We start from the raw sequence: 15342 nt of genomic DNA, 5'->3' as shown, positions 1-15342 counted from the left end.
CAGGCACCGATCCGGGCCAATCAGGTCTCGAGGATTCCGCCAGCATGGGCTCACCCACCAAACCGGTCCGCCGCAGCCAGGCGTGGTTCGGTCGCGAAGGCAAGCAGGGTTTCTACTACCGCAGCTGGCTCAAGAGCGCGGGCCACCCGCACGACATGTTCGACGGGCGCCCGGTGATCGGCATCTGCAACACCTGGTCCGAACTGACCCCGTGCAACGGCCACCTGCGCGAGCTGGCCGAGCACGTCAAACGCGGCGTCTACGAGGCCGGCGGCTTCCCGCTGGAATTCCCGGTGATGTCGCTGGGCGAGACGCAGATGCTGCCCACCGCGATGCTGTTCCGCAATCTGGCCAGCATGGACGTGGAGGAATCGATCCGCGCCAATCCGCTGGACGGCGTGGTGCTGCTGATGGGCTGCGACAAGACCACCCCGTCGCTGCTGATGGGCGCGGCCAGCGTGGACCTGCCGACGATCGGTTTATCCGGCGGCCCGTCGCTGTCCGGCAACTGGCGCGGGCAGCCGCTGGGCTCGGGCACCGGGGTGATCCAGATGTCGGAGATGGTTCGCGCCGGCACTCTGAGCCAGGACGAGTTCGTCGAGGCCGAGGCCTGCATGCAGCGCTCCAAGGGCAGCTGCATGACCATGGGCACCGCCTCGACGATGGCCAGCATGGTCGAAGCGCTGGGCATTTCCTTGCCGGAAAACGCGGCGATCCCTGCGGTCGATGCGCGCCGCGCGCGGCTGGCGCGGCTCAGCGGCCGGCGCATCGTGCAGATGGTGGAGGACGACCTGCGCATGTCACAGGTGCTGACCCGGTCCGCGTTCGCGAACGCGATCAAGGTCAATGCGGCGATCGGCGGCTCCACCAATGCGGTGATCCACCTGCTGGCCATCGCCGGGCGCCTGGGCGTGCCGCTGAGCCTGGACGACTGGGACCAGCTGGGCTCGCGGCTGCCGTGCCTGGTCAACCTGAAACCGTCCGGCCAGTACCTGATGGAAGATTTCTACTACGCTGGCGGATTGCCGGCAGTGATGCGCGAACTCGGCGCCGAGCTGGACCTGGACGCGCTCACCGTCAACGGCCGCACCCTGGGCGAGAACGTGGCCGACGCGCCGTGCTGGAACCGCGAGGTGATCCACGCGCTGGACACGCCGTTCCGCGAACAGGCCGGCATCGCCGTGCTGCGCGGCAACCTGGCCCCGGACGGCGCGGTGATCAAGCCTTCGGCGGCCTCGCCGCACCTGCTGCGCCACCGTGGCCGCGCGGTGGTGTTCGAGAGCATCGAGGACATGAAGGCGCGCATCGACGACGAGGCGCTGGACATCGACGCCGACTGCATCATGGTGCTGAAGAACTGCGGCCCTCGCGGCTACCCTGGGATGGCCGAGGTCGGCAACATGCCGCTGCCGCCTAAGCTGCTGCGCGCCGGCGTCACCGACATGGTGCGCATCTCCGACGCGCGCATGAGCGGCACCGCCTACGGCACTGTGGTCCTGCACGCCTCGCCCGAAGCCGCCACCGGCGGCACCCTGGCGCTGGTGCGCGACGGCGACATCATCGAACTGGACGTACCCGGGCGCTCGCTGCACCTGGAAGTCAGCGACGCGGAACTGCTGCGCCGGCGCAGCGAATGGACGCCGCTGCCGACGCCGCTGCGCGGCTGGGCCAAACTGTACGTGGAGCATGTGCAGCAGGCGCACCTGGGCGCGGACCTGGATTTCCTGGTCGGCGGCAGCGGCGCCGACGTGGCCCGCGACTCGCATTGAATCCGAATCGCAACGCGCCGGCGCCCGGCGCGGACGCTCGCACGGCAAGAGACTGAAACCGGTACCGCAAGCCGATGCGCTACCTGCGGTACCGCTGGACACGGCCGACAGCGCGCCGGTGCCTGCTTACGCGCCAGGGCATGCCCCGGCGCGCGCCGTTCAACACGCAGCCAGATCCTCGAACAGGCAGCGATCGTCCTCCGGAGGCGGACGCTTGCGTAGCATCTGTTCGGCGATCTGCACCGGATCGCTCCCGACCGCCGACTGACGCCGCGCAGGCGCCTGCTGCAGCGCCTGCGCCTGCGACTGCGCCTGCGCACGATCAGGCTGGACATCCGCACGCGCCGTGCGCATGTCCTGTCCTTGCGGCAGCGGCCCCGACGACTGTTCGAAGCGCGCGAACCGCTGGTCCGATTCCAGGATCTGGCGTACCGAACGCGCGTAGCGATCGCGCTCGGCCGGCGTCTCCGAGTGATAGGCGCCCACCGCCGCCCAGCTATTGCCGTACTTGTTCATCATCTGCCGCAGATGCCAGGCCGCCACATAGGTACTTTCGCAGGGATCCATCAGCTCGCGCACCGAGACCCCGTACTGCGACAGGCGCCGCAGATGGATCGAATTGATCTGCATCTGCCCATAGTCGATGCTGCCGTTGGCGTTGCGATGCACCGTCTGCGGCCGGGCGCGCGACTCCTGCCAGGCGATGGCCTTGAGCACGCGCGCATTGACCTGCTGATAGGCCGCGGCCTGCTCAAAGCAACCGGCATGTGCCAGCGGCGTGGCTAGCCACGCCGCAAGCAGCCATCCTATCCGTCGCATACGGGCTACACCGTATGGAGCTGGAACGACACGTCCGCCGAGGCGGAAAGCGCCGGTTCGCCGAAGAGTGAAGCCAGCAAGCCTTCTTCCCGGCCGGATTGCTTGTCCTTCCCTTCCATGGCATCCGCCAACTGGCGCGCAATCGCATCCTCCTGAGCCTCGGACAGCTGCGGCGTATCGCCGCGCCCGTCCTGTGTCGACAGATTGTCATTCAGGGCATCCGCCAACTGGCCCGCAATCGCATCCTCCTGAGCCTCGGACAGCTGCGGCGTATCGCCGCGCCCGTCCTGTGTCGACAGATTGTCATTCAGGGCATCCGCCAACTGGCCCGCAATCGCATCCTCCTGAGCCTTGGACAGCAACGGCGTATCGCCGCGCCCGTCCTGCATAGACAGATTGTCCTGCCCGCCGAATTGCGTGTCCTTCCTTTCCATGGCATCCGCCAACTGGCGCGCAATCGCATCCTCCTGAGCCTCGGACAGCGGCGGCGTCTGCGATTGCGCCGTCATGCCGCCCTGGACCGCCAAGCCCGAGGCAACGGCCGCTTCGGCCAACGTGCGGCTGATGCCGTTCTCCGCTTTGTCCAAAGTGCCGCTGATGCCGTTCTCCGCTTTGTCCAAAGTACGGTTGACGGCGGCGTCGGCCGAGGCCAGATCCTTTTTCAGCGGATCCAGAAACGGCTCGGCCACGTCCTTGGCGCCGTCGCGCAGCATCCACAGCGGCTTGCGCGCCATCGTATCGCCGATGACATTGGCGTACTTGGACAGGGGCGTGCCATCCATAAACGAACGGGTGAGATTGGCGCCGACATTGGCGACCATGCCTTCCGGCGTCAGCGAGGTGCACAGGTTGAACGCATTGCCCGCCACGGACAGGCTATCCTTGCCCAGGCGGTCGAAACGGCCATGTGCCACGTCATCGACGCAACGCATGCCGCCGGCCACCGCGCCTTCGGCGGAATCGACGACTTGATTCAGGCTTTTATCGACGGCGTCGCGGGCCTTGTCCAGCCCGCCCTTGGCGGTCTCGGCGAGCTTGGTGAGGCCCTTGCTCAGATGCGCATCGGCCACAGTACCCAGGGCCAGATCGGTCATCGCCCCGCCAACGGTCAAGCCCAGCTTGAACTCGGCCTTGGCGGTGTCGCCCACGGCCTTGCCAGCCTGCCCCAATTCATGAAGCCCGCCCCTGAAATCCCCCTGCAGGACGTCGCCGAAAGCATGGACGCCATGCTCTACGGCACCTTCCACGCCTTTGGCTATGTCTTTCGCCCCCTGCTCGACGCCGTGTGCGACATCTTCTACCGCATTGGTGATGCCATGCCCGATACTTTTGAAGAAACTTTTAAGGCTCATCGAAAAGTCCTCATTTTTTGTCGAAGTGAACCGGTTCCGGCCCGGACCAGCGACCGATCAGACGGCCGCGATCCAACACTAAGTGCAGGCGCGCGTACACTTGCCGCTTCAACCGAACCGATCGCTCCCTCTGCGAAACAAGGCGAAAAGATCCGCGCATCACCCCCGCTGGCACGCTCTTTCTTCGCTCACGGCGGTCCAATTTCGTGGATCGACGGTACCGCTGCGGATCGGGCGTCTACCTTAGGCCCGGGCTAGATGCCCGGACCATCGTGGTCGATATCACTCAACCATAGACATTGAGATAGTCACTATGAGCCTTCTAAACATCGGTGGAAACTTCGCTGCCTCTGCTCAGAACGTCAATACCGAAACCGCCAACACCCAATCCCCCTCCAACAACTGCGACGGTGGCAACTCCTCCGCGCAGATCGACCAGTTGATGCTTAAGCTGATCGAGACGCTGCTTAAGCAATTGCAGGGCCCGCAGCAGGGCCAGGATTGCCAGCAGGGCCAGCAGGGCCAGCAGGGCCAGGGCGCTCAGGGTCCCGACCAGAGCGGCGGCGGGCAGGGTCCCGGTCAGGGCGGCGGCCAGGGTGGCCAGCAGGGTGGCCAGGGCATTGACGGCGTTGGCCAGGTGCTGATGGCTGTACTGTCGACGCTCCTGCAGCAGTTGCAGGGCGGCGGCATGGGCGGCGGCATGGGCGGCGGCTTCGGCGGCGGCATGAGCGGCGGCTTCGGCAACAACAGCTTCGAGCAAGGCCCTGGCCCCCAGATCAATTGAGGAGTGCCACTGCGCCTCGCTCGCGACTGCGAGCGAGGCGCCACACTCAGGGCGAGACCACGTGGGGCGTCAGCAGGAACAAACGCTGCACGCTGCTGCGCTGCTTGGAGCGATGCTGGAACAGGCGGCCCAACACCGGCACCTTGGACAATCCCGGAACGCCGGTCACGCTATTCTCGTCGTCGTTGCTCTCGTAGCCGGCGATCAGCAGGCTCTCGCCGTCGTTGACGAAGGCCTCGGTATTGATCTGACTGGAAGAGATCACCGGAATCTGGTCCACCGTCTTCGATGTCAACTGCCCATCCTCGATATGCACGTCGAGGCGAATCTGCTTGGCCTCTGAATCGGGTATCACCGTGGGCAACACCCGCAGCGAAACGCCGGCCGACAGCCCGTACAGATCCGCGCTCTGATAGCCTGCCACGCGCACGAAGAAGCGTTGCCGCTGGTCCATGATGGCCTCGACGTTGTCCAGCGTCGCCACTTTCGGCGTAGAGACGATCTTGGCGCGATTGCTCTGCTCCAGCGCCGACACCCGCGTCATCAGAAAACGACCGGCATCGCCGAGCACGGCCGTGAGCATGCCGCCGCCAGGCGTCAGCCCGTCGGCACTGTCGCCCAGCCCCGGGTTGGCGCCGGGAGCGCGGTAGCCCAGCGCAGCGCCCTTTGCGTCGCCGTTCTGCAGGTCCAGATGGCGGTTGTGCAATCGCCAGTCCACGCCGAGATCGCGCAGGGCGCCGTCCTGTACCTCGATGATCGTCGCGTCGATCTGCAGCAGCATCGGACGCGCGTCCAGTTGCTGGATCAGCGATGCGTAACCGTCCATGCGTTCCGGGCGATCGCGGATCACCACGGCGTTAACGCGCGGATCGGCCTGGATGAAGGGCAGATCCGAGCTGCCCCCGGCGCCCTGCCCCGCGCTACGCGCAGCGGCGCCAGCGCCGGCACCGGCACCGGCACCGGCACCATAGTCCGCGCCAGCCGGCGCAGGTGCGGCAGTGGTATCGGCAGCCGGCCCGCCGCTAGGCAACGGTGGCCGCACCGGCGCCTGAGCGCCGCCCAGACCGAACCAGTTGTTTGGCAGCCCCACGCCCGATGCTCCACCGCCGGGATCGCTGCGCGTCCCGTTATTGATACTCTCTTCCAACGAGCGCAAGCGTTCCTTGTTGGCGAGCGCGCGCTCGATGAGGTTGGTCGAGAACGGCAGCCCGCTGGAGCTCTGCGAGGCATGTGTGTACATGCCGCGCAGCAAGGTGACCATCCCGGGGATCTGTACGCTTTGCCCGTCCATCTGAACGGTGCGATCGGCGGCACGGGCATAATGCAACGGGAAGACGCGCATCTCCGTACCGTCGTGCAACGCACTGCTGTGATCCACCGAGCGCACCACCGCCGACACCGTTTCCACATAGCCGGGCGGGCCGGAGACGAGCAGCGTTCGCGCTTTGTCGTCATAGCGGATCGGAAAGCGCCGATCGGCCACGCTCATCCGCTCCAGCGCCGACTTCACCTGGTCGGTGGTGGCAGCGGACAGGGTCAAGGTCGCGCTGGTGACTTCGTTGCCGCCCCACACGCGCAACACCGTACCGTCGTAATACCAGACGAATCCGTAGCTGGACGCCAACGTGTCCAGGAACTTCTGCGGCGGGGTAGCGAACTTGCCGCTGACCGTGCCGCTGACCTCAGGCGAAATCCAGGTCATCACCCCCTGGCTGGAGGCGAAGTCGCGCAAGACATCCTTCAAATCCTTGTTTTCGACCACGTACTGGAAGTTGCCGCGATGCCAGGGCACCTCGGCCGCCGTCGCCGGAGCGGCGGCGGCGTGCACCGCGATCGCCAACGCCACTGTCAAACACGCGCGTGGCACTGCCGACGATCGCGAACGTTGCTGTTTCATTAATCCTCCTGTTAGCGCTGCAAGGTTTCGGCCGGAACTTCGTCGAACTGCCGCCGATAGCACTTGACCAGCGCCGAACGGCTGACCACGCCCCAATGCTCGGCCGCCTGCAGCACTCCGCCGCAGCCGGATTCGGACAGCAGCTCATCGCGAATGCCCTGCATGCGGTAACGGCGCAGCACCTGGGTAGGCGACATGCCAGTGGCGGCTTTGAACGCCAACTGCAAGGCGCGCCCAGTCACCCCGATCTGCGCTGCCACTTCGTTGATCGACAGGTCGGGACGATGCACGTTTTCCAGCATGTAAGCATAGGCACGACGGTACTTTGCCGGCAAGCGCGCCGAAATGTCGTCGCTGAGCTGCGCCGCAGGGCGGTCTTCCAGCGATCGCGCAATCTGCACTTCGCTGCGCAGGCATTGCACCGCATCCAGCGCATAGCGGTTATACAGGCGCAGGGCTTGCTCGGTACGTCCGGACGCATGGCAGATCTTGGCCTGGCAATACTCCAGTTCCAGATCCCAGCGCATCGATACCTGCCTGACCACGCCGGCCAATGCGCGCTCGGCCAGGTCGACGCGACCGGCGGCCAGCGCCGCCAGGGCCAGCTCCAGCTTGGGGCCATGCCGCGAGTTGCGGCCACACGCCGCAGCAGGCTGCGGAATCGCGTCGTAAACCGCATCGAAAGCGCTGACATCTTCGCTGGCGATCCGCAACAAGGCGCGCACGAACTGCAGCCGCCGCGCCAGGATCGGCATCGCCGCGGCGACCTGGGCGACGCAACGGTCGATCTCGTCGGCATCGAAGGTGCCGGTCCATCTCTCGTTGCATGCCGCAGCCTGCCAGAAGACATGATCGATCAGCCGCTCGGAGCGGCGGATGCTCAACTGCGCGAGCATGTCCAGGCGCATGGCATGAACGACCGGCACCAGCAGCTTGGCGGTCTCGGTCTCCGCCGCCGCTTCCTGTGCGCGATCCACGACCTGCAGCGCCTGCATGCTCTGGCCCAGGTGGAAGTGCGACAGCGCCTTGCCCATCAGGCTTTCCGTCCGCAGCAGCTGATCGGCATCGCGATCCACCGCCAATTGGCCGAAACAGTTCAAGGCGGCGCTGAGCCTGCGCTGCTGAAGCATCTGCCAGGCGGTATTGCGACAGGAGAGCAGACGCAGGTCCGCGCCGCCGTTGCGCATCCGCTTCTGCGCCAGGCGATAGGACTCCTCAGCCTCCTCTTCGTATTCCATCATCAACAACCCATCGCCGATGGCGCATAACAGACTCGCCTCGCCGACGCCGTCCTCATGCTCCTGATCGCGACGATGATGCAGGTATTGCAGTGCCTGCGGCCAAGCTCCGTCTAGAATCTTCTTCGAATAATTCGGCAAAGTTTCGTTATGGGTTAATGCAGAGATCGCAGCAAGATAGGTGGTCAGAAACATAACGTTTTCTCTCCGGGGGAGTGAGAGGAAGAACCGCAAGAAACGTCTGCAGCACATGCGGTGCGATGGCGCAATGCATTGTAGGTAGACGCCGCAACAGAATCCCGCAAATAACCCCAGGACGATGATCAAAAAGTCTCATTCTGTCGCCTTTCGCAGACAAACACCTTCAACCTATTGATTCTGCGGGGCTGCCAGCGATAGACAGCGCAACTCATACAGTGCACGATGGTCAATAATTGAATAATATTCGAAAATACAAATTCGGCCCGTCGACCTCGGCACGCCGGCAGCGAGCGCAGACCAACAACGCCGGCGCAGTGGCTGCGAAGGCGAAGGCGGCAGCGAAAACGAGGCAAACGCGCGGCGACGGGCGCTCAGTGGGTAGCAGGAGACCCGCTCAGGAACTGGCCGATCTTGGCCTGAAAGTGAACGAAGGACAGTTCGTCCAGCAACTGCGAAACGAATACTTGCATCAGCAAGGCCAGCATCAGCAACGCCAACGCCCCGCGCACCGGCTGGCTCAGGTTGGACGGCTCGAGCTTGTCGGCACTGCGCGCGACCAGGCCGAAACCCAGGTCCACAAGCACCAGGACCAGCATCACCGGTGCAGATAGCTTGACCGTCGCCGTCATCAGGTTGTCGGTAGTCTGCAGCACGAACTGGGTAGCAATCTGGCTCGTATCCGGCTGCAGCGTTGCCAGCGGCCACCAACGGTAGGATTCGAACACGGTGCCCAGCAGCATGCTCATTCCACCGAGCACATAGAACAGCGTGATGGCGGTCTGCAGGATCGTATTGGACACCGGGGTGCTCTGGTCTCCGCGCAGCGGATTGCTCATCTGCACGTTGTTGAAACCGGCCAGGTCATCGATCACCGTGCCTACGTTCTGCGCCACCCAGAAGATGGTTGATGCGGCATAGCCGATCATCAGGCCGACGAAGGCCTCCTTGCCGACCAGCGCGAACATGCTCAGCGGATCCATCCGCGCCACCAGATCGGGCGGCTGGCCATAGGCGACGAAGCCTCCCAGCAGGTACACCACGCCATTGCGTGCGGCTCCCGGAATGGCCTCTTCTCCGGTCGCCGGCAGCACCATGAACAGCACGAAGCAACGCACGCTCGCCAGAGCCAGCAAGAGCACCAGCCCGAGGCCCTGCGAGTGCAGCCAGACCAGCGCCTGGCCGGCATCGGACACATTCATCGGCGCCCCGCACGCATGCCCGGGTGCAGGCGCGCACGCGCCACCACGGTCTCGGCGATTTCCTCGTCCTCGGCGAGTTCGCGTTGTTCGGCGCATTGCCGCGCCAGGCGATCGGCGCGCTGCTGGTATTGCTCTGCCTGGGAATTGTGGCGCGCCAGCCGCGTGCGCACGCTCGCAATCTGCTCCTGTTGCGCGTCGCATGCGTCCTGCGCTTGCTGCAGCGCCTGCTCGGCAGCCTGCAGTTGGCGGGCAAGCTCCTCGCGATGGCGCTCGCCCTCCAGCCACGACGCGATGCACAGGCGCGGCGCGGCGCTCAGCTGCGCCTGTTGCTGCGCCCGCTGCTCGCACTGCAGCTGTCGCTGCGCGCGCTGTTCGCGTTGCGCCTGCAGCGCATCCTCGAGCGATTGCAGTTCGCGCAAGGCCTGGCGCAACTCCACCTCCACCGCCTCGCCACGGCGACGATGCAACCCCGCCAGCAACCGCCACGGCGCACGCTTCTCACTCATACAGCGCCTGCTGCAAATGCCACAGCGACTGCTGGAAATCGGTCACATCGGCGGTTTCCTGGGCAAGGAAGGCACGGATCGCATCGATGCGCGACACCGCCTCGTCGGCCACCGCGTCGCTGCCGGCACGGTATTCGCCGACCTGCAGCAGCGGTTCGATCTCCTGGTATTTGGCCAGCAGCCGACGCAGCTGGCCGGCCAGATCGAGATGCTCGCGGCCGACGATCTGGGTCATCACCCGGCTCAGGCTGTTCAGCACGTCCACTGCCGGATACTGGTTGCGCGCGGCCAATTCGCGCGACAGCAGCAAGTGGCCGTCGAGCAAACCGCGCACCTCCTCGGCGACGGGATCGGCCCCCGACTCGTCTTCGGCCAGGACGGTATACAACGCGGTGATGGACCCGCTGTCGCCCATCCCGGCGCGTTCCACCAGACGCGGCAATTCGGCGAACACCGACGGCGGGAAGCCGCGCCGCGTTGGCGGCTCTCCGCTGGCCAGGCCGATCTCGCGCTGCGCGCGTGCGAAGCGGGTGAGCGAATCCATCATCAGCAACACGCGCAGGCCCTGGTCGCGGAAATGCTCGGCGATCGCGGTACCGACATAGGCGGCTTTGGCGCGCTCCACCGCCGAACGATCGGAGGTGGCGCAGACAATGACGCTGCGTGCCATGCCCTGCTCGCCCAGGATGAACTCGATGAACTCGCGCACTTCGCGGCCGCGCTCGCCGATCAGCACGATGACGTTGACGTCGCAGCTGGTGCCGCGCGCGAACATGCCCAACAAGGTGCTCTTGCCGACCCCGGCCGGCGCGAAGATGCCCAGGCGCTGGCCCTCGCCCAGCGTGGTCAGCGCGTCCACCAGGCGGATGCCGGTGGACAGCGGCGCATCGATCAGGCGCCGCCGCATCGGGTCCGGCGCTGAGGCATGGATCGGCACCTGCGCGTCGCACTGCACCGGGCCACGCCCATCGGCCGGCTCGCCCAGGCCATCCAGCACCCGCCCCAACAACTGTTCTCCCACCGGCACCGACAACGGCCGCCCCTGGCCGATCACCCGGGTGCTCGCGGACAATCCGAGCATCGCCCCGAATGGCGCCAGCACCGCCTGATCGCGCGCGAAACCCACTACCTCGGCGCGTTGCAGCAAACGGCCATCGGGATTGCGCAATTCGCACACTTCGCCCACGGTGACGGCCAACCCCTCCACGCGCAGCAGGGTGCCGACCAATTCCACCACCTTGCCGTAGCGCACACCCGGCGCCAGCGTCTCCAGCTCGCGCTGCAGCACGCTGCGGTCCAGGTTCAGCACGTGACCGCCTCTGCGTCAGCCTCCTCGGCCGCTGCGCATTCCACCGCCGCGTCGTTGCCCAGCACTTTGTGCAGCACATCGCGCAAGCTGTCCAGTTGCAATTGCAATCCGGTTTCGAATACGCCGCTGTCCCACTCGCAGCGGCATTCGCCCTGTGCAAGCGTCGTGCATTCGGCCACCTCCACGCGCAACCCGCCGGACTGCGCGGCGAACCGGGCGAATGCCTGCTGCGCCGACGCGAGTTCGCCGGGCGCAACCTGCACATGCAGGAATTTCGCCTCGGCGCAAGCCTGCTCCAGGGCATGCGCCGCCCGTCGATACAGCGCACCGCGGTCTTCGCCCAGCATCGCGGCGCACGCATCGACGACGACCTGCAGCAGCCGCTCGCGGTTACGCAGCCATTGCTGGCGCTCATCGTGCATCGCGCGTACCGAGCGCATGTTCCAGTCGCGCAACGCGCCACGCCTGCCGGCGGCATAGCCAAGCCGCGCAACGCGCTGGAAGCGCGCGCGCGCCGCGCTGCGCAGGCGTTCGGCTTCGCGCTGCGCGTTGTGCACCAAGGCCTGCGCCTGGTTGTGCGCGCGCTCGGCGTCTTCCAGCAATCGCTGCCGGTGCTGGTCCTCGGCGCGGTCCAGCTCGAGCACCGTGGACAATTCCTCACGCCGCACAATGTCGTCGTCTATCACGACGTGGCTTTCTGTACGCAACCGCATCATGCCGCGTTCTCCCATCTTGTGTTCTCCTGCGTGCAAAGGCGCCATTGGGCAATGAAATCGCGGCTGCCACCATCGCCTGGCAATGCCGCATCGCCCGGGTCCAGGCCGGCGCTGGCGGCCGCCAGACGCGCCAGGCCAGGCCACGGCCACAGGCCGTCGGCGACCAGGCGGCACCAGCCGTCCAGGTACCACGCCTGCGCGTGGGCCTCGTTGCCGCATGCCAGCAACGGCACCCATGTGGGCGAGGCCGGGCAGCCGCGCAACCACTGCCACAACGAGGCACCCAGACGCTCGGCGAGCCACTGCCGCGGGGCGCGCTCGATGCAGTGGCGCAACGCGTCCGACCGCGCATACAGCGCGCGCGCGAACAGCAGTTGCTGCAACGGCGCCGGTTCCAGTAGCGCCAGCTCGCTGTCCGCCGCGTCGAAGCACGCCGCCGACAGCCCATCCAGCTGCAGGGCGGCGATCACCAGATCCTGCCGACGCAATGGCGCCGCGCCAGCCCATGCGCGTCGCAACGCCACCTGATCGCATAGCGGCGGCGGAGACGCCTGTCCCGCCAGCGCCTGTACCCGCGTGCGGTAGCGCAGCAGACGCTGCGCCGACGCCGGCGCCGCCAGCGTGCTCATTGCGCCGCGTCCCCGGACCTGGGCGGCCGCAGCCGCTGCAGCCGCTGCAGCAGCGCGCGCCAGCCGCCATCGCGACGGGCCAGCCAGAACGCGGCGGCAGCGGCGGCGGCCAGCAACAGCGCGCCCAGGCCCAGCGGCAACCACCATGCGCCATGGATCGTCGTGGTTTGCGTCGTATCCAACAATTGCGACGGCACCATGGTGACACTGACGTTGTCGTAGCTGAGTCCCTCGACGCTATGCACCACCAGATTCTTGATGCTCGGCACCAGCGGCGCCACGTCGGTCCCGGGCCGATACTTGACGAACACTGCGGCGCTTGAAGGCTTGACCACGCTAGACAGCGGATCGTTGTTGGGCAGCACGATCTGCACATCAGCCACGACCACGCCGTCGATTTCCGACAGCGTCTGCGACAGCTGCTGGGAGACGCCGTAGATGAACCGCACCCGCTCCTCGGTAGGCGTGGAGATCAGGCCGTCCTTCTTGAACATTTCGCCGAGGTTGGCGTGCTTTTCCCGCGGCAACCCGTGTGCGCGCAAGACTTCCAGCGCGTCGGCCATTTGCTCCTGCGGCGCCGACACCGTCCAGGTCTTGCCATCATCGGGACTTTCCTTGTCGGCTTGGACGCCCTTGCGCAGCAGCACCACCAGCATTTCGTTGGCGTCGTTCTCGCTCAGGCCGCTGTACAGCGCAGAACTGCAACCGCTCAGGCACAACGCCAGCAGCGCGACGCACAGCCACCGGCACAAGCCCCGGCAGGGCACAGCCGCACCCATCATTGGTTCTTGAAGAGGGTCTGCACCGCGGACTTGCCGCCCTGTGCCACGGCAGTGCCGATGTTGAGCTGCAGCATCGTCACAGTCATGCGGTCCATCATCTGCACCTGCCCGGCGGCCAACTGGGCCATGTCCATGGTCGGTGCGCGCGCAGCGAAATCCTCGGCTTGGTCCATCACGGTTTTCATTGCTTTGTCTTCAGCACCGACCAGCCGTCCGATGGCGGTCGGGTGCTGGGAGATCTGCAGATCCGGCGCGACCCGATGGCCTTGCTGCATCAACGCTTGAAAGTTATGGACGGAAGCGGCCGACGGCGCCGCCGGGACAGGCGCGGCAGCGCTGCCCGTCGTGGCGGCAGTCACTGGACTGATTGGCGCGATAGGCGTCATCTGGTTTCTCCTCAGGCACGAACATAGCCGAGCGTTGCGATGTCCACGGCGGGACTGGCAGCGGCCTCGCCGTCGGCCGCACTGGGCTCGCGCTGCTCAACCGGCTGCCCACTGAGCATCTTGACCAGCGCCACCGCATCGGGGTCGCGGTTTTCCAGAATCACCTCGTTAGCGCTGATGGTCCAGTCGGAATCGCCGATCGCGAACAGGCAACACGCGCGCAGCGCCTTGCTGATGGGCGGCGCGTCCTTGTCTACGTCGAGACTGCGCAGCAAGCGCGCCGCGTCGGCGAAGCGGCCGCGCTTGATCGCCAGCCAGGCGTCGAAGCTGTCCAGTGCCGTGACATTGGGGCGCAGCAGGCGTACAGCGCCCAGTACCGCCTCGGCTTCTTCCACTTGGTTCCGTTGCATTGCCACGGTAATGATTTCGATCAGACCGTTGGTGAGCTGGTCGTTGGCTTTGAACGTACTCATGGTCAGTGTTTCCTGCAGGATGCTTCGAGCTTGCAGCCTAGCGTGACCACCCCCGGTACCTTCCCGGCCAGGCGAAATCCACGACACGTTGGCGAAACGTTTTCCGACCACGGCCGCATTCCGGCTTCGCGTGTGCGTCAGCGCGTTCGCGGCATGCGAGCCCAGGCCGCCGAGAGCGCCGCACAATGCATTGTCCCAGCTTGGCCTCAAGGCAATGTCCGACGAGAAGACCGAACAACCGACAGAAAAAAAACTGCAGGATGCTCGGCGCGACGGCGAGATCGCGTTCAGCCAGGATGTAGGTATGGCCGCCGGCGCGATCTGTGCAGTGCTGGCCATGCAGGTTTCCTCAAGCTTCCTTGGTGCGCATCTGCGCGCCTTGCTGCATCTGGCGCTGGACATGGGCAACAGCCGCGACAATACCGCCATGCGCCAGGGCATGCTGCGCATGGGCGTGGAAGCCGCATGGCTGGCGCTGCCACTGATGCTGGCAATCGTCGCAGGACCGCTGTTCGTCGGCCTGTTGCAAACGCGCTTCAACTTGTCGTTCAAGAAGCTCGAACCGAAACTGGACGCGCTGAATCCGGTCACCGGACTCAAACGCATCTTTTCCGCGCGCACGCTGACCGACTTGATCAAGATGCTGGTCAAGGCGGTGGCGATCGGCGTGGTCCTGTGGAAAGGCGTGGAAGCGCTGATGCCGCTGCTGTTGGGCACCGCCTACCTCCCGCTACTGGACATCGCCCAGATCGGTTGGGAAGTGCTGGTGCGCCTGCTCGCCATCACCTGCGTGATCCTGCTGATCGTCGCCGGCATCGACGTGGGACTCCAGCATTGGCTGTTCATCCGCGATCACCGCATGAGCAAGGACGAGGTCAAGCGCGAGAACAAGGATGTGGAAGGCGACCCGGAGATCAAAGGCCAGCGCAAGCAGTTCGCGCAAGAGCTGCTGTTCTCCGACCCGCGCCAACGCCTGTCCAAGGCCAAGGCGGTGGTGGTCAACCCTACCCATTACGCGGTGGCGATCGCCTATTCGCAGGAGTTCGGCGTGCCGCAGGTTGTCGCCAAAGGCCAGGACGAGGCAGCGCTGGCGCTACGCGAAGCGGCAATGGCGCAGGGCTTGCCGATCATCGCCAATCCACCGTTGGCGCGTGCGCTCTACAAGGTGGAGCTGGACGCGGCCATTCCCGACGAACTGTTCGCGGTCGTGGCGGCCGTCCTGCGCTGGGTCGATGGCCTGGTGCAGACGCCGCCCGATGCAGCGCCAGACCTTCACTAATCA

General features: G+C 65.8%; 15 protein-coding genes. 3 read left to right on the top strand and 12 right to left on the bottom strand.

Translation table 11 applies throughout. The annotated features are described in order from the left end of the window. The first annotated feature begins 44 nt into the window (after positions 1–44). Positions 45–1769: an IlvD/Edd family dehydratase gene (locus tag E4A48_RS02415; protein ID WP_142741824.1), complete on the top strand. Its 1725-nt coding sequence runs from the start codon at positions 45–47 to the stop codon at positions 1767–1769. Positions 1770–1928: 159 nt separating this feature from the next. On the opposite strand, the gene E4A48_RS02410 is transcribed toward E4A48_RS02415, so the two are convergent. Together E4A48_RS02410 and E4A48_RS02405 are read right to left on the bottom strand one after the other, a co-directional pair. Beyond that, positions 1929–2588, bottom strand: a complete 660-nt coding sequence (locus tag E4A48_RS02410) for a lytic transglycosylase domain-containing protein (protein ID WP_142741823.1) — start codon at positions 2586–2588, stop codon at positions 1929–1931. A gap of 5 nt (positions 2589–2593) precedes the next feature. Then, positions 2594–3940, bottom strand: coding sequence for a hypothetical protein (locus E4A48_RS02405; protein WP_260608042.1), 1347 nt, complete (start codon positions 3938–3940; stop codon positions 2594–2596). Between the two features lie 313 nt (positions 3941–4253). On the opposite strand from E4A48_RS02405, the gene E4A48_RS02400 reads away from it, so the two are divergent. Further along, positions 4254–4724: a hypothetical protein gene (locus tag E4A48_RS02400; RefSeq protein ID WP_039005653.1), complete on the top strand. Its 471-nt coding sequence runs from the start codon at positions 4254–4256 to the stop codon at positions 4722–4724. A gap of 46 nt (positions 4725–4770) precedes the next feature. Here the strand turns inward: E4A48_RS02400 and sctC are convergent, their stop codons facing one another. The 10 genes from sctC to E4A48_RS21535 form a co-directional block, all read right to left on the bottom strand. Beyond that, positions 4771–6621, bottom strand: a complete 1851-nt coding sequence (gene sctC, locus E4A48_RS02395; protein ID WP_039005654.1) for a type III secretion system outer membrane ring subunit SctC — start codon at positions 6619–6621, stop codon at positions 4771–4773. A gap of 11 nt (positions 6622–6632) precedes the next feature. Continuing rightward, positions 6633–7979, bottom strand: coding sequence for a helix-turn-helix transcriptional regulator (locus E4A48_RS02390; protein ID WP_176717144.1), 1347 nt, complete (start codon positions 7977–7979; stop codon positions 6633–6635). Between the two features lie 452 nt (positions 7980–8431). Further along, complete coding sequence (sctT, locus tag E4A48_RS02385) at positions 8432–9253, bottom strand: type III secretion system export apparatus subunit SctT (RefSeq protein ID WP_038233478.1); 822 nt, start codon at positions 9251–9253, stop codon at positions 8432–8434. Positions 9254–9255: 2 nt separating this feature from the next. Next, a complete protein-coding gene (locus tag E4A48_RS02380) occupies positions 9256–9765 on the bottom strand; it encodes a type III secretory pathway component (protein WP_142741822.1) in 510 nt (169 codons plus the stop codon). After that, positions 9758–11074: a type III secretion system ATPase SctN gene (gene sctN, locus E4A48_RS02375; protein ID WP_039005657.1), complete on the bottom strand. Its 1317-nt coding sequence runs from the start codon at positions 11072–11074 to the stop codon at positions 9758–9760. The genes E4A48_RS02380 and sctN overlap by 8 nt, the downstream gene beginning before the upstream one ends. After that, positions 11068–11787: a type III secretion system stator protein SctL gene (sctL, locus tag E4A48_RS02370; protein WP_237651525.1), complete on the bottom strand. Its 720-nt coding sequence runs from the start codon at positions 11785–11787 to the stop codon at positions 11068–11070. The genes sctN and sctL overlap by 7 nt, the downstream gene beginning before the upstream one ends. Beyond that, the gene (locus tag E4A48_RS02365) at positions 11787–12419 is read right to left on the bottom strand and encodes a type III secretion protein HrpB4 (RefSeq protein WP_039005660.1); all 633 of its coding nucleotides are present in this window, start codon (positions 12417–12419) and stop codon (positions 11787–11789) included. The genes sctL and E4A48_RS02365 overlap by 1 nt, the downstream gene beginning before the upstream one ends. Then, entirely contained in the window at positions 12416–13201 is a 786-nt protein-coding gene (gene sctJ, locus E4A48_RS02360) for a type III secretion system inner membrane ring lipoprotein SctJ (RefSeq protein ID WP_052234982.1), read from the bottom strand. The genes E4A48_RS02365 and sctJ overlap by 4 nt, the downstream gene beginning before the upstream one ends. Then, positions 13198–13587, bottom strand: coding sequence for a type III secretion protein HrpB2 (locus E4A48_RS02355; protein WP_004428191.1), 390 nt, complete (start codon positions 13585–13587; stop codon positions 13198–13200). The genes sctJ and E4A48_RS02355 overlap by 4 nt, the downstream gene beginning before the upstream one ends. 11 nt (positions 13588–13598) lie before the next feature. Further along, positions 13599–14399, bottom strand: coding sequence for an HrpB1 family type III secretion system apparatus protein (locus tag E4A48_RS21535; protein ID WP_237655732.1), 801 nt, complete (start codon positions 14397–14399; stop codon positions 13599–13601). Between E4A48_RS21535 and E4A48_RS02345 the strand changes: the two genes are divergently transcribed. Further along, positions 14314–15339: an EscU/YscU/HrcU family type III secretion system export apparatus switch protein gene (locus E4A48_RS02345; RefSeq protein ID WP_230812750.1), complete on the top strand. Its 1026-nt coding sequence runs from the start codon at positions 14314–14316 to the stop codon at positions 15337–15339. The genes E4A48_RS21535 and E4A48_RS02345 overlap by 86 nt on opposite strands. Positions 15340–15342 lie beyond the last annotated feature (3 nt).

The organism is Xanthomonas translucens pv. cerealis (assembly GCF_006838285.1).
Classification (GTDB): Bacteria; Pseudomonadota; Gammaproteobacteria; order Xanthomonadales; family Xanthomonadaceae; genus Xanthomonas_A; species Xanthomonas_A cerealis.
Note: the sequence above shows the minus strand (reverse complement) of the source record. Positions and strands in the feature narration are given on the sequence as shown.

Coding starts and splice junctions, on each gene's coding strand:
- E4A48_RS02415 (WP_142741824.1), top strand. CDS start 45: ATGGGCTCACCCACCAAACCGGTCCGCCGCAGCCAGGCGTGGTTCGGT.
- E4A48_RS02410 (WP_142741823.1), bottom strand. CDS start 2,588: ATGCGACGGATAGGATGGCTGCTTGCGGCGTGGCTAGCCACGCCGCTG.
- E4A48_RS02405 (WP_260608042.1), bottom strand. CDS start 3,940: ATGAGCCTTAAAAGTTTCTTCAAAAGTATCGGGCATGGCATCACCAAT.
- E4A48_RS02400 (WP_039005653.1), top strand. CDS start 4,254: ATGAGCCTTCTAAACATCGGTGGAAACTTCGCTGCCTCTGCTCAGAAC.
- sctC (WP_039005654.1), bottom strand. CDS start 6,621: ATGAAACAGCAACGTTCGCGATCGTCGGCAGTGCCACGCGCGTGTTTG.
- E4A48_RS02380 (WP_142741822.1), bottom strand. CDS start 9,765: ATGAGTGAGAAGCGTGCGCCGTGGCGGTTGCTGGCGGGGTTGCATCGT.
- sctL (WP_237651525.1), bottom strand. CDS start 11,787: ATGCGGTTGCGTACAGAAAGCCACGTCGTGATAGACGACGACATTGTG.
- E4A48_RS02365 (WP_039005660.1), bottom strand. CDS start 12,419: ATGAGCACGCTGGCGGCGCCGGCGTCGGCGCAGCGTCTGCTGCGCTAC.
- sctJ (WP_052234982.1), bottom strand. CDS start 13,201: ATGATGGGTGCGGCTGTGCCCTGCCGGGGCTTGTGCCGGTGGCTGTGC.
- E4A48_RS02355 (WP_004428191.1), bottom strand. CDS start 13,587: ATGACGCCTATCGCGCCAATCAGTCCAGTGACTGCCGCCACGACGGGC.
- E4A48_RS21535 (WP_237655732.1), bottom strand. CDS start 14,399: ATGGCCAGCACTGCACAGATCGCGCCGGCGGCCATACCTACATCCTGG.